Raw genomic sequence first — 12387 nt, 5'->3', positions numbered from 1 at the left:
CGGAGCTGGCGTTCTAAAGCCCGACTGGATGTCGCGTCCCGTGGTGGTCGCGGTTATCGATGCCCTCGGCAGGGATAATATTCGTTTTGTCGGCGGGGCCGTAAGAGACAGTCTGATTGGACGGCCTGTTACCGATTTTGATGCCGCCACACGTCTGACCCCCGACCTTGTGGTTGAGCGGCTGCGCGCCGCCGGTATAGGGGCTGTGCCGACCGGTATTGACCACGGTACAGTGACGGCGGTGGCACATGGCGGACAGATTGAAATCACAACACTGCGCCATGATGTGAAAACGGATGGACGTCATGCCCGCGTCGCTTTCACCCGGAATTGGGCAGAGGATGCCGGGCGCCGCGATTTCACGATGAATGCCCTCTATCTATCGCCCGATGGAACGCTTCATGACCCTGTTGGCGGTCTTGCCGACATAAAGACCGGGCGCGTCCGTTTTATCGGTGATGCCGGATGCCGTATCGATGAGGATGCTCTCAGAATTCTCCGCTTTTTCCGTTTCTTTGCGACGCATGGCACACCCCCCATGGATGAGGAAGCCTTAACTGCCTGTACGGTCAGAGCTCATCAATTGGCCACTCTGTCGCGTGAACGGGTTCGGGATGAAACTCTCAAGCTGCTTGCCGCTGCAAAGCCCGACGCGGCCGTCGCGGCGATGGCGGATGCCGGTCTTTGGCCCTATGTTCTGCCTCCCGGAAGCGGGGTGGTTGATATTGCCCTTTTTTCCCGTCTGCTTGACTGTGAGCGGATTGGGCAGCGGCCTCCCGATACGCTCGGGCGTCTTATGGCATTGGCGGGCGGGCAAGATGCCGACCCGTGTGCTCTGAAGGCCAGCTTGCGTCTGTCCGGGGCTGACGGGAAGACACTGGCGGCTATACAGGCGGCCTTTAAGTATCTGGCCGCTGGTGAAAACGGTTTGGGCGAAAGCCTCTATCGCAGCGGACCTCGTGCCACCGCCGAGGCTGTCATGATCCTTGCCTGCGATACGAAAATCCCTGTGCGTGAGTGGCTGGCGCAGGTGGATCGCTGGCGGCCACGGAGCTGCCCGGTCAGGGGACGCGATGTGATCGCGGCCGGTCTGGCAGTGCCCGGTCCGGCTGTGGGCGATCTGGTGGCAAGGGCCGAGCGTGCCTGGATATCCAGCGGATTTAAGTTTTCGCGGGATAGGCTTCTTGCACTCTTGAAGGGAATTGATTGATCCTTGGACTGGTTTCGGCATAAGGTTCACCACTTGGGGAAGCGAGTGTAAAATCTCTCAGATGAGTTGTGCTGCCTGCATATAGTCGAAAGTCCTGTCCGATGACCCTGACCGACACTATGAGATCCGAAGATGTCCAGTCCCGTTTGGCTTTTTTCGGGATGAATGATGACTACCGTCGAATTCTGGACCGTTACCGCGAACGTATTCTGGATGAAATGAAGCCCGTTCTTGATGCCTTTTACGACCATCTCTGGGCGTTTGAGGACAGTCGGCGCATCATTGGGGAACGCCACAGGATACCGGGTTTGAAACAGGCGCAACTGATCCACTGGGACAGTTTGCTGTCCGGCCGTTTCGATGATGAGTATCTCGAACGTGTCAAAAAAACCGGCGAGGCTCATATGCGGATCGGCCTGCCGATGTCTCTCTATGTGGGGGGGTACTCTCTCGCCATGAGCAGTCTGGTACCGCGCCTCATAGAAATTGCCACGCCTGAGGATGTGACGCCTTTGATCAAGGCGGTTCAGACGGCATTGATGCTGGATCTGGATTTTGCCGCCGGCGCACAGATGGGCGCGGGGGACGCCATGCGCAGTCAGGCTTTGCATGAACTCGGCCGCCAGCTTGAGGATGAAGTCAAAGGTATCGCTGACCGTGTCGCGGGGCATTCTCAGTCCCTGAAACAGTCGGTCGGCGCTTTGGGCCGTTCCATCGATGATATCAATCAGGGCTCAGCTACGGTGGCGTCGGGTTCGGAACAGGCCAGTATGAATGTGGGTGCTGTTGCGTCCGCGACGGAAGAGATGGATGCTTCCGTGCGTGAAATTGGCCGTCAGGCTGATACATCCAAGGAGATCAGTGACCGCGCCGTTGAGGAAGCGGACCGTGCAAGCGACGCGATCGAAGGTCTGTCCGGCACCGCACAGGAAATCGGGCAGGTTCTCAAGCTGATCACCGACATTGCCAAGCAAACCAATCTTCTGGCTTTGAATGCCACGATTGAAGCGGCAAGGGCAGGCACCGCCGGCAGAGGTTTCGCCGTCGTTGCGAGCGAGGTGAAAAGCCTTGCCGGTGAGACCGCAAAAGCTACCGAGACCATTGCGGCCCAGATCAGCAATATTCAGGAAGCGGCTGAAAACGCCGTTAGCGTGATCAGTGGAATTCGCGATGTGATTGGCGAAGTTAAGAGCAATGCCGACGGGATTGCCGACGCTGTGAACGAACAGATGAGCGTGACGAGCGAGATAAGCCGTAATGTTCAGGAAGCCGCCGTTGGCACGAAGGACGTCTCATCTCATATCAATGATGTGGCACGTCAAACGTCCGAAGCCAGCAGTTCCGCCACGCACATCAGCGGTGTTGCCGATGAGGCGGAAGCAACTGCCCAGGAACTGAAAGAGCGGATCGGCAATCTGATTACACGGTTGAAAGCGGAAAAATCTTCGGCCGCCGCTTCTCAGAAACTGACGGTTTCATCTCTGGCTGCCGAATAGTCACGCTTGAGACGGTCAATGATGTCGGCGACGGGAGGGCTGTCGTCAATGGTTCCTATGCCTTGGCCGGCGCTCCATATTTCCTTCCAGGGCGTTTTTGCGCCGCCTTCGGGCGGCGTAACCTTTCCTGTTTCCGGATCAACGCCCGCGTCATGCAGGCTTCGGTTCAGGAAGTTGCCCCATATCCCTGAAATCTTGTTCGTATAGACAATGTCGCTGCTGCTGTCGTCTTCGATCATGCGTTTGTAACCGTCGGCGACCCTCGCTTCCCGGCTGGCGATGAAACGGGTGCCCAGATAGGCCATATCGGCGCCAAGCACTTCTGCCGCGCGGACGGAACGGCCATCGGATATGGTTCCTGCCAGGATAATCGTTTTGTCGAAGGTCTGCTTCAATTGTGGGATGAAGGCAAAGGGGTTGAGTGTGCCGGCATGTCCGCCTGCGCCGGCACAGACGGCGATGATACCGTCCACCCCGGCTTCCGCCGCTTTGGCGGCATGGCGCATATGGATCACATCGTGAAAGACGACACCGCCATACGCATGCACTTTCTCGGCAATATTCCCCGGATGGCCGACGGAGGTGATCACCAGTGGCGGTTTGTGTTTCAGGACAAGTGCTAAGTCATCATCCAGACGTGCATTTGATTTGTGTACTATGAGATTGACACCCCACGGTGCATCGCCTGAGGTACAGAACTGGCTGATTTCGGTCATCCATTCGTCCAGAATGCCGGTTGTGCGGGCGTTTAATGTGGGAAACGTTCCGATCACCCCGGCGCGGCAGCAGGCCGTGACAAGGCCCGGTTCCGAAATCAGGAACATCGGGGCGGCGATCACGGGTAGTTTCAGTCCGGTCCTGAGGCCTGCCGGTATCGCCATTTTCATTCTCCCACTGTCTAGGTGTGTCTACTGGAGGGTCCGGATTTGCCGTTTACCCATGGGGTTTGGCTTTGATGTATCTGTCATGGCCATTTGGCTTCCGGCGGTAGAGACATAAGGATGGCTTCGATGTTGCCTCCGGTTTTCAGGCCGAACAGTGTTCCCCGATCGTACACCAGATTGAATTCGGCGTAATGTCCACGATAGCGTAATTGCCTTTCGCGTTCTTCCGCCGTCCAGTCCTGGTTCATCTTGTCACGAACCAGGGTCGGATAGATGTTATGGAAGGTGCTGCCGACATCGCGTGTAAAGGCGAAATCCGCCTGCCAGTCTCCACTGTCCAGATAGTCGTAAAAAATCCCGCCTTCGCCGCGCGCACGGTTTCTGTGTTTGATATAGAAATACTCATCGCACCATTTTTTATACTTGTCATAATACTCATCGCCGTGCCTATCACAGCAGGACTTGAAAGCCGCGTGGAAACGCGCTGTTTCCTCCTCATCGGGAATGGGGGCGTTCAAATCCGCTCCTCCGCCGAACCAGGATTTCGTCGTAACGATGAAACGCGTATTCATATGGACAGCCGGCACGTGCGGACTGTTCATATGGGCAACAAGGGAAATACCGGTTGCGAAGAAACGCGGGTCTTCCGCCGCGCCGGGGATATTAGCGGCAAAATCTTCTGAAAAAGTGCCGAAAACGGTGGAGATGTTCACTCCCACTTTTTCGAAGGCCCGTCCACCCGTCATGATCGACATGGTACCGCCTCCGCCCGGTGCATTGTCCGCCTGATTTGTACGGTTCCAGTTTTTACGGCTGAAGCGGCCCGGGGTACGATCAGACAGCGGACCGCTGCAATCGTCTTCAATGGCCTCGAAGGCGGTGCAGATATCGTCGCGCAGTGTTCTGAACCAGTCTTCGGCCCGTTTCTTCTTGTCGTCCAGCGAAAGGGACGGGGAGGGGGACATGCTCACGATTGCGTCTCCTGGTCGTTGGGAAATTCGCCTGTCTGGCGCAGGGCCTCGCCAAGCACCATGGCAAGGGAAATAGCCACATTCAAGGATCGTACTGCCGGTATCATCGGTATGCGCACCCGGGCGTCCGCTGCTGCGTGAACGTCCTCCGGCACACCGGCGCTTTCACGTCCCACCATCAGGACGTCATCGGTTTGATAGGAGAAATGTCCGTAAGATAGGGGTGCCTTGGTCGTCAGCAGGACCAGCCGTTTTGCAGCCCCGGTGCGCCATCGTTCAAATGCGATCCAGTCGTCATGACGTCTCAACTGCACTTGATCGCCATAATCCATCGCATACCGACGGAGCGCCCGTTGGGAAAAAGGAAAGCCGCAGGGCTCGATCACATGAACCGGGCATCCCATACACGCACCGAGGCGCAGCAGGGTCCCCGTATTGGGCGGCATGTCGGGTTGATACAGTGCGATATCCATGGGCGCGGACGGTAGGAACGTGCTGGTCATTTTGGCAAGAGACGTTTTGATGTGTTCCGAATATTCGGCGTAAAGTGCTTTTTCCACGGGATGATACGATAAATTCTTGCCACGTCGCCACGGCCCGACTAAACCAGTGCCCATTCGCAAAGCCGCAGATGGCGCCCGCGCGGATCCAGTCGATGGACCTGAACGGTGGCGCTGCGGCCTGTTGCCGCATAGGCTACGCGGAAAAGGCCAATCGGTTTAAATAACGACTGGAAAAGGGTTGGACGAGGCAAGCTTGGGATATTTAAGCCGGCATGTCCGGCGGGTGTATTTGCGCCACCTCTCAAGACAGAATCCAGGATCAGTACCATGAGCACAGCTGAACAGACCATTGACGGCAAAACGCCGACGAGTGACGAGGACGCGAGCCGCCGCGATTTCCTGCATATCGCAGCCGCGGGTGTCGGGGCTATCGGGACCGGATTGGCCGTCTGGCCTTTCATTGATCAGATGAACCCGGCAGCCGATACTTTGGCGCTGGCATCTGTCGAGGTTGATCTTTCTTCAATCGGTGAGGGCGAAGGCATCGTTATAACTTGGCGCGGTAAGCCGGTTTTTATCCGCAACCGCACCCAGGTTGAAATCGACGAGGCCCGTGCGGTCGATGTATCGGCATTGCCCGATAGACAGAGCGACGCTGAGCGTGTCGTCGAGGGGCGTGAAAAATGGCTGGTCGTTTTGGGTGTTTGCACGCATTTGGGCTGTGTTCCGCTTGGCACCAAGTCGGGTGACGATCAGGGCGAATATGGCGGATGGTTCTGTCCTTGTCATGGATCGCACTATGATACGTCCGGTCGTATCCGTAAGGGGCCGGCACCCAAGAATCTTGAAGTGCCGACCTACAGCTTCATCTCCGACACCACCATTCGCATCGGGTAGGGAGAAATCAGATGGCCCATCATGGACCGGCTTTTGAACCGAAAAGCAAGGCATTGAAGTGGTTTGACGACCGCCTGCCCATTGTTTCGTTATTGTATAATTCGCTGGGTGCCGGTTATCCGAGCCCGCGCAATCTCAGTTATCTCTGGAACTTCGGCTCACTGGCCGGGCTGTGTCTCGTCATTCAGATCGTGACCGGTATTGTGCTGGCCATGCATTACACACCGCATACCGATTTGGCCTTTGACAGCGTCGAACGCATCATGCGCGATGTCAATTACGGCTGGCTGATCCGGTATATGCACGCCAACGGCGCCTCCTTCTTCTTCATTGCTGTTTATATCCATATTTTCCGTGGCCTTTATTACGGCTCTTACAAGGCCCCGCGCGAAATTCTGTGGATGCTGGGCCTTGTTATCATGCTGCTTATGATGGCGACGGCCTTCATGGGATATGTATTGCCCTGGGGGCAGATGTCCTTCTGGGGTGCGACGGTGATCACCAATCTGTTTTCGGCCATTCCCGTGGTTGGCGACAGCATCGTCACCCTGCTGTGGGGTGGGTTTTCAGTTGATAACCCGACGTTGAACCGCTTCTTCAGCCTGCACTACCTGCTGCCCTTTGTGATTGCGGGGGTTGTCATCCTGCATATCTGGGCACTGCATATCCCCGGTTCCAACAACCCGCTTGGCATTGATGTCAAGGGTCCGCAGGACCAGATTCCCTTTCACCCCTATTACACGGTGAAAGATCTGTTCGGTATTGCCGTCTTCCTCTTGATCTTCTGTGCTTTCGTGTTTTTCATGCCCAATGCGCTTGGCCATCCGGATAACTATATCAAGGCCGACCCGTTGGTGACGCCCAGCAGTATCGTGCCTGAATGGTATTTCCTGCCCTTCTACGCCATTCTGCGGTCGATCACCTTCGATCTGTCCATTCCTTTCACGGATATTGTGCTGATCGACGCAAAGCTGTTGGGTGTGCTGGCCATGTTCGGCTCTATCATCATTCTGTTCTTTCTGCCCTGGTTGGATACCAGCAAGGTGCGTTCGGGCCAGTTTCGTCCGACTTTCCGTATCTTTTTCTGGTTTCTCGTCATCGATATGGTGGTTCTAACCATTGTTGGCGGCAAAAACCCCGAGGGTATCTGGCCGCTCGTGGGATTGATCGGGACCGGCTACTATTTCCTGCATTTTCTGGTGATTCTACCTATTCTCGGCAAAGTCGAGAAAACCCTGCCTTTGCCCCAGTCGATCGCCGATCCGGTCATGAACCCGGCTCCGGCTGAATGAGGGAACGAACGATGACACTGACGTTTAAAGGATTTTCGCTCTCTCTTGGTCTGTCCGTGGCCGCCGCACTGGCTGTTGCACCGGGTGCGGATGCAGCCGGATCGGCCAAGCATCCCAAGCATGTTGAATGGGAAACCGAAGGCCCGTTCGGTCATTTCGATATACCCGCGGTGCAGCGTGGCTGGCAGGTCTTCCGCGAGGTTTGTGCGGCGTGTCACAGCCTTGACTATTTCCGGTTCCGCAATCTGGCTGACATCGGATATGAGGAAAATATGATCAAGGCATTCGCCGCCGAGTATGAAGTGGCAGGCGAGCCTGACGATTTCGGCGACCCGACGACGCGTCCCGGCCTGCCGCAGGACCCTTTCCCGTCACCTTTTGCCAATGAGAATGCAGCCCGTGCCGCGAATGGGGGCGCATTGCCGCCTGACCTGTCACTGATCGTCAAGGCACGTCATGATGGTGCCAATTATGTCTACAGCCTGTTGACCGGATATGAGTCCGCCCCCGCCGATGTGGAGCTGAGCGCGGGCAGATATTACAATCCCTATTTCAAGGGCGGCCAGATTTCCATGGCTCCGCCCCTGACGGATGATCTGCTCGAATATGAAGATGGAACCGAGGCGAGCAGTGATCAGATGGCACGTGACCTTGTTAATTTTCTGATCTATGTGGCAGAGCCCAATCTGCAATCCCGTCATCAGATGGGCATCAGTACCATGTTGTTCCTTTTACTGTTGGCCGTTCTGCTTTATTTCTCGAAAAAGCAGGTATGGAAGCCGGTTAAACAGGGCAAGAATGTGTATGAGGACCTATAGGCCAATTCCGTAGTGTCCCACTCAATTCCCATTGGGCTGCGGCATTGCCGCAGCCCTTTTTGTATGATGTGTAGCTCCGATACCTTGGCCCCGCCGCGTTTCCAGGGTCCCATGTCAGCAAGCATCTATCTGCTGTCAGGGAGAAACGGGGATGTGACGACCGGTGCCATCACCGTTCAGAGACCACTGACGGGCCCTGTTGACGGCCATCTTGGCATCCACGTCGCTGTGCAAATCCCGCCCGAACAGGCTTAACAGTCGATACATCATGATGACGACATCCGCGGCTTCCGCTCCGACATCCGGTGCATGGCCGCGATGTACAGCGTCGACCAGTTCGTTCACTTCAAGCTGTATGCGCTGCATCAGGGCAGCCGGGTCTTTTACAGGGCCGAAGGTTTCATCACCCCAGCGGGTTAAACTTTCCTGTGTCTCCGTCATGTGTCTCTCCTGTCTGGTCTGAGGGCAGGGCACGCTAGCCTGCCTCCCACGGTGTCACAAGGGCGACCAAGGGACAGATAGCGCTTTCTGACAGGCCTATGGCCTATCTTCGCCCCTGACGATACGGGTGGGTTTGTGGTTTTCCATGGCGAAATCCGGTGCCCCGCCACCCAGGTCGATATAGTGGAAATCCCTGATGGTGGAAGCGGTGCTGCTGGCCTGCTTCCTCAATGGGCCATGGGGGATCGTGGTGCGTGCATGTGCATAAATAAGCAGGACATCAGGCTGGCCCGATTTACCGATCACCGGTACCTGAATATTTTCGAAAAGATAGTTCTGGCCGTTATCGACCGTCAGAACCTCACCCACATATGCGCCGCATGGGGTGTTGAAAATAACATTGTGAAAGCGTTTCATCGGGTCCCGCAGATTCGGGTCGAGAAAGTCGTAGAAATTGCGTTGGTGTAGGTTGGCCCCCGACATTTTTTCAATCTCGCTGCCGAAGAAAGTCATGAACAGATTCATGGTTCCGTGCCATTCTGCGATCCCCATGCGGGGCAGGAAGGGCGCCATCTCGGCAGAGGACAGATCCTGTCGGCATGGCAGGAAGGCATGGTCGCGACGGGGCAGCCTGTTCCACAGGTCCCAAAAGGCGCCAAACCTTTTATCCTTGTTTGCGTCCATGCCTCCCTCAAAGGGCTATGGCAGCATGGTTGTATATCAAGTGCAAGACAATAAAGGATGAATTGGCCAAAGGCGTGGCGGGATGACTTGAAAATACACCCCTGGTGGTGCAGGTTTTGCCGGGTGGTTCGCTATACCCGCTTATCGTCCGATTTCCCTGAGAACCCTTTCACGTTCTTCCGGATCAATGATGTTCAGCAGTACATCCCAGAAACCCGCGACTGAGTCTGGACCGGCTGCCTTGTAGGCTTGGGCGACACGTGCACGCTGCTTTTCAAAAAGCTGCTGTTCCAGTTTGGCGCCGGCATCCGTCAGATACAGAAGGCGCTGGCGACGATCCCGCGTTCCGGTTTCCTGCCGGACGTAGCCTTCTTCCACAAGCTGTCCCAGAACACGGGAAAGGGACTGTTTGGTGATACGCAGGATGGTCAAGAGCCCTGTGACTGGGGTGCCCGGATTGCGGCCTATGAAATACAGCACCCGGTGGTGGGCCCGGCCAAAGCCGCGTTCCGCCAACATGTCGTCAGGGTCTTTGGTGAAATCCCGGTACGCGAAATACAAAAGCTCGATTCCGCGCCGTATTTCCTCTTCCCTCAGATAAAGATTGGATTGAGGCAATTTATAGGACATAGATTTTCGCGCCGCTATATATGTCAGAGTTGTTGACATATATGAGACACAATGTTACCAGAATCAATATAAATTTAACATTTTCTTCTTTTTCAGAGAGTTGGAGATATTTCATGGCATCTGCGGCCTTCGATCAGCGAGAGGGATGGATCTGGATGGACGGACAGATCATTCCGTGGGCCGAGGCGACACTTCATATCCTCAGCCACGCCATGCATTACGGCAGTGCCGTTTTCGAGGGGCAGCGGGCTTACAACGGTCGGATTTTCAAGCTTGAAGAGCATACGGAGCGGCTTTTTGCGTCTGCTGCCGCGCTGGATATGGATGTTCCTTTTTCCCGTGAAGACATCAACAGTGCCTGCAATACACTCCTGCAAAAGAATGGCCTTAAGGATGCCTACTGCCGCCCGATTTTGTGGCGTGGATCAGAAACCATGGGGGTTTCTGCAACTGGAACGCGCATTCATGGCGCCATTGCAGTGTGGGAATGGCCTTCTTACTTTACGCCGGAGCAACGCCTGAAAGGATTGAAGCTGGACATATCCAAATGGCGCCGTCCCGGTCCCGACATGGCGCCTGTCCATGCCAAGGCCGCCGGTCTTTACATGATATGTACATTGTCCCGTCATGTTGCCGAAGCCAAAGGCTGCGACGATGCCCTGATGTATGATTACCGTGGACAGATCGCCGAAGCGACAGGGGCGAATATCTTTTTTGTGTCCGATGGGCGGCTGCACACGCCTGTCGCAGACTGTTTTCTTGACGGTATAACGCGCAAGAGCGTGATTGATCTGGCCGGGCAACACGGCATCGAGGTAATGGAACGGGCCATTATGCCGGATGAAATGCCGCATTTTGAGGAAGCTTTCCTCACAGGCACTGCCGCGGAGGTCAGTCCGGTGGCGGAAATTGGGCCGCACAGTTTCCGGCCCGGCGCCATTACCAAAACCCTGATGGAAGAGTATGACCGCCTGGTTCGCCGTTCTGACTGACGGTTTTGATCGACTTTTCCAACAGGCTGTTCCGTGGGGTTTCCCACCCCACGGAAGGATGTCCGGTCTTATTTCAGAAGTTTTGAGTCCCGAATTGCCTCGACAAGGCCGATCAGGGCATCCCTTACATCGCTGGGGCCAAGCGCGTCCATATCACCGATGAAGGGCAGGTCCTGGCCGCCATTCTGCATACGGTCTATGGGCGGCAGGCCGACAAAAAAGGTTTCGATCGGGCTGCCGAAGATTTGCGACAATAGATACAGCCGCCCTGCGGTCAGACGGTTGACGCCCGTCTCGTATTTCTGAACCTGCTGATAGCTGATCCCCAGGCGTTCGGCGACCTGTTGCTGCGACAGCCCCAACTGCCTGCGCCGCCTGCGCACCTGTGTACCGATAAACCTGTCGATTTCATCTGCTTTTCGTGCTGATGACGGTGAGGTTTGTGAAGATTCATTTGTTAAGCTTGTTTGCGACATATGCCCCACTTTGGTTCACTGGTATGATGCCGTTCCAAACGCTTGCCCGTATGGTGCCACTGACCTTCTTGCGTGCCCAAAAGGGGCACAGTGCGGTCTTTTTTGGACATTGGCGAGGCAATGGAACATATGGTACAGCATCGGATGCCGGCCTGAATTCTGAGTGTCGATCATTTGAGCCGGTCACTGATTATACCCATAGTTGTTATTCGCTAACCATAATTCGATAACTTAGGATTTCAAGCGAGTTCGCAGTCGAGGAATAATGTGTTTATGAAAATGCAAACAGCTGCCCTGAAAACAGTGCGATTTGGCCTTCTTGTCGTTCTGGGACTGGGGGTGGCCGCTTGTGGCGGTGGCGACAACGAAGACCGTTACGTTGCCCGCGATGTGGAAGTTTTATACAATCTTGCCCAAGATAACCTTGAGCGTCGCCGTTACCGTATTGCAGCGGCCGCCTTCGATGAGGTTGAACGTCAGCATCCCTATTCCGTGTGGGCCCGCCGGGCACAGCTCATGGCGGCCTACGCCAATTATATGAGCAATAATTACGATGACGCCGTTCTTGCGGCTGAACGGTTTCTGCAACTGCATCCGGGCAATGCATCGGCCTCTTATGCCTATTATCTGATAGCCATTTGCCATTATGAACAAATCGTCGATGTCGGCCGGGATCAGGATAAGACGAATTTGGCGCGGGACGGGTTGATCGAGGTCATCCGCCGTTTTCCGGAATCCGAATATGCCCGTGACGCTGCCCTGAAGCTGGATTTGACGAATGATCACCTTGCCGGCAAGGATATGGAGGTCGGGCGCTTTTATCTGCGGCGGCAGGAATATCTGGCTGCGATCAATCGTTTCCGCAGTGTCGTCGACAACTATCAGACTACCAGCCATACTCCGGAAGCGCTCCATCGCCTTGTCGAATCGTATCTTTCAATGGGTATGTATTCCGAAGCGCAGATGACGGCCGCCGTTCTGGGCCATAATTTCAGCGGCAGCAAATGGTACCGCTACAGTTACGAACTGCTGACGGACAAGGGGCTGAAACCCAGAAGCGGTTGAACCCCGCCTGGAACCCTGCAATTGGGGC

Annotated in this window: 14 protein-coding genes; 7 read left to right on the top strand and 7 right to left on the bottom strand. The window is 55.5% G+C overall.

Annotation, left to right across the window (positions count from 1 at the left end):
- Nucleotides 1-40: 40 nt before the first annotated feature.
- A complete protein-coding gene (locus tag BXY39_RS01220) occupies nucleotides 41-1210 on the top strand; it encodes a CCA tRNA nucleotidyltransferase (protein WP_170163531.1) in 1170 nt (389 codons plus the stop codon).
- Nucleotides 1211-1329: 119 nt separating this feature from the next.
- Nucleotides 1330-2706, top strand: coding sequence for a globin-coupled sensor protein (locus tag BXY39_RS01215; RefSeq protein ID WP_170163530.1), 1377 nt, complete (start codon nucleotides 1330-1332; stop codon nucleotides 2704-2706).
- Here the strand turns inward: BXY39_RS01215 and BXY39_RS01210 are convergent.
- The 3 genes from BXY39_RS01210 to BXY39_RS01200 form a co-directional block, all read right to left on the bottom strand.
- Nucleotides 2670-3587 (bottom strand): NAD(P)H-dependent flavin oxidoreductase, encoded by a 918-nt coding sequence (locus tag BXY39_RS01210; RefSeq protein WP_121937016.1) that lies wholly within the window; start codon nucleotides 3585-3587, stop codon nucleotides 2670-2672. The two genes, BXY39_RS01215 and BXY39_RS01210, sit on opposite strands and share 37 nt — an antisense overlap.
- An 83-nt stretch (nucleotides 3588-3670) precedes the next feature.
- Entirely contained in the window at nucleotides 3671-4555 is an 885-nt protein-coding gene (gene hemF / locus BXY39_RS01205) for an oxygen-dependent coproporphyrinogen oxidase (protein ID WP_121937015.1), read from the bottom strand.
- Nucleotides 4556-4557: 2 nt separating this feature from the next.
- Entirely contained in the window at nucleotides 4558-5034 is a 477-nt protein-coding gene (locus BXY39_RS01200; RefSeq protein ID WP_121937679.1) for a TrmH family RNA methyltransferase, read from the bottom strand.
- A gap of 357 nt (nucleotides 5035-5391) precedes the next feature.
- Here BXY39_RS01200 and petA point away from each other — a divergent pair, with 357 nt between their 5' ends.
- The 3 genes from petA to BXY39_RS01185 are packed head-to-tail and all read left to right on the top strand — an operon-like array spanning nucleotide 5392 to nucleotide 8071.
- A complete protein-coding gene (petA, locus tag BXY39_RS01195) occupies nucleotides 5392-5961 on the top strand; it encodes a ubiquinol-cytochrome c reductase iron-sulfur subunit (RefSeq protein WP_121937014.1) in 570 nt (189 codons plus the stop codon).
- Between the two features lie 11 nt (nucleotides 5962-5972).
- The gene (locus tag BXY39_RS01190; protein WP_121937013.1) at nucleotides 5973-7253 is read left to right on the top strand and encodes a cytochrome b; all 1281 of its coding nucleotides are present in this window, start codon (nucleotides 5973-5975) and stop codon (nucleotides 7251-7253) included.
- Between the two features lie 11 nt (nucleotides 7254-7264).
- The gene (locus tag BXY39_RS01185; protein ID WP_121937012.1) at nucleotides 7265-8071 is read left to right on the top strand and encodes a cytochrome c1; all 807 of its coding nucleotides are present in this window, start codon (nucleotides 7265-7267) and stop codon (nucleotides 8069-8071) included.
- Nucleotides 8072-8206: 135 nt separating this feature from the next.
- Here the strand turns inward: BXY39_RS01185 and BXY39_RS01180 are convergent, their stop codons facing one another.
- From BXY39_RS01180 to BXY39_RS01170, 3 genes are all read right to left on the bottom strand, one after another.
- Nucleotides 8207-8512 (bottom strand): nucleoside triphosphate pyrophosphohydrolase family protein, encoded by a 306-nt coding sequence (locus BXY39_RS01180; RefSeq protein WP_121937011.1) that lies wholly within the window; start codon nucleotides 8510-8512, stop codon nucleotides 8207-8209.
- A 96-nt stretch (nucleotides 8513-8608) separates the two neighbouring features.
- On the bottom strand, nucleotides 8609-9196 hold the full coding sequence (locus tag BXY39_RS01175) for a PAS domain-containing protein (protein ID WP_121937010.1): 588 nt from the start codon (nucleotides 9194-9196) through the stop codon (nucleotides 8609-8611).
- Nucleotides 9197-9337: 141 nt separating this feature from the next.
- Nucleotides 9338-9826 (bottom strand): MarR family winged helix-turn-helix transcriptional regulator, encoded by a 489-nt coding sequence (locus BXY39_RS01170; RefSeq protein ID WP_121937009.1) that lies wholly within the window; start codon nucleotides 9824-9826, stop codon nucleotides 9338-9340.
- A gap of 113 nt (nucleotides 9827-9939) precedes the next feature.
- On the opposite strand from BXY39_RS01170, the gene BXY39_RS01165 reads away from it, so the two are divergent.
- Complete coding sequence (locus tag BXY39_RS01165; RefSeq protein WP_121937008.1) at nucleotides 9940-10818, top strand: branched-chain amino acid aminotransferase; 879 nt, start codon at nucleotides 9940-9942, stop codon at nucleotides 10816-10818.
- A gap of 68 nt (nucleotides 10819-10886) precedes the next feature.
- On the opposite strand, the gene BXY39_RS01160 is transcribed toward BXY39_RS01165, so the two are convergent.
- Nucleotides 10887-11294 carry a helix-turn-helix domain-containing protein gene (locus BXY39_RS01160; RefSeq protein ID WP_121937007.1) on the bottom strand — a complete coding sequence of 136 codons (408 nt, stop codon included), beginning with the start codon at nucleotides 11292-11294 and terminating at the stop codon, nucleotides 10887-10889.
- Between the two features lie 273 nt (nucleotides 11295-11567).
- Between BXY39_RS01160 and BXY39_RS01155 the strand changes: the two genes are divergently transcribed.
- Nucleotides 11568-12359 carry an outer membrane protein assembly factor BamD gene (locus BXY39_RS01155; protein WP_245998935.1) on the top strand — a complete coding sequence of 264 codons (792 nt, stop codon included), beginning with the start codon at nucleotides 11568-11570 and terminating at the stop codon, nucleotides 12357-12359.
- Nucleotides 12360-12387 lie beyond the last annotated feature (28 nt).

Source organism: Eilatimonas milleporae (assembly GCF_003688555.1).
Lineage (GTDB): Bacteria > Pseudomonadota > Alphaproteobacteria > Sphingomonadales > Kordiimonadaceae > Eilatimonas > Eilatimonas milleporae.
Note: the sequence above shows the minus strand (reverse complement) of the source record. Positions and strands in the feature narration are given on the sequence as shown.

Coding starts and splice junctions, on each gene's coding strand:
- BXY39_RS01160 (WP_121937007.1), bottom strand. CDS start 11,294: ATGTCGCAAACAAGCTTAACAAATGAATCTTCACAAACCTCACCGTCA.
- petA (WP_121937014.1), top strand. CDS start 5,392: ATGAGCACAGCTGAACAGACCATTGACGGCAAAACGCCGACGAGTGAC.
- BXY39_RS01175 (WP_121937010.1), bottom strand. CDS start 9,196: ATGGACGCAAACAAGGATAAAAGGTTTGGCGCCTTTTGGGACCTGTGG.
- hemF (WP_121937015.1), bottom strand. CDS start 4,555: ATGTCCCCCTCCCCGTCCCTTTCGCTGGACGACAAGAAGAAACGGGCC.
- BXY39_RS01215 (WP_170163530.1), top strand. CDS start 1,330: ATGAGATCCGAAGATGTCCAGTCCCGTTTGGCTTTTTTCGGGATGAAT.
- BXY39_RS01170 (WP_121937009.1), bottom strand. CDS start 9,826: ATGTCCTATAAATTGCCTCAATCCAATCTTTATCTGAGGGAAGAGGAA.
- BXY39_RS01165 (WP_121937008.1), top strand. CDS start 9,940: ATGGCATCTGCGGCCTTCGATCAGCGAGAGGGATGGATCTGGATGGAC.
- BXY39_RS01190 (WP_121937013.1), top strand. CDS start 5,973: ATGGCCCATCATGGACCGGCTTTTGAACCGAAAAGCAAGGCATTGAAG.
- BXY39_RS01210 (WP_121937016.1), bottom strand. CDS start 3,587: ATGGCGATACCGGCAGGCCTCAGGACCGGACTGAAACTACCCGTGATC.
- BXY39_RS01180 (WP_121937011.1), bottom strand. CDS start 8,512: ATGACGGAGACACAGGAAAGTTTAACCCGCTGGGGTGATGAAACCTTC.
- BXY39_RS01200 (WP_121937679.1), bottom strand. CDS start 5,034: ATGGATATCGCACTGTATCAACCCGACATGCCGCCCAATACGGGGACC.
- BXY39_RS01155 (WP_245998935.1), top strand. CDS start 11,568: ATGAAAATGCAAACAGCTGCCCTGAAAACAGTGCGATTTGGCCTTCTT.
- BXY39_RS01185 (WP_121937012.1), top strand. CDS start 7,265: ATGACACTGACGTTTAAAGGATTTTCGCTCTCTCTTGGTCTGTCCGTG.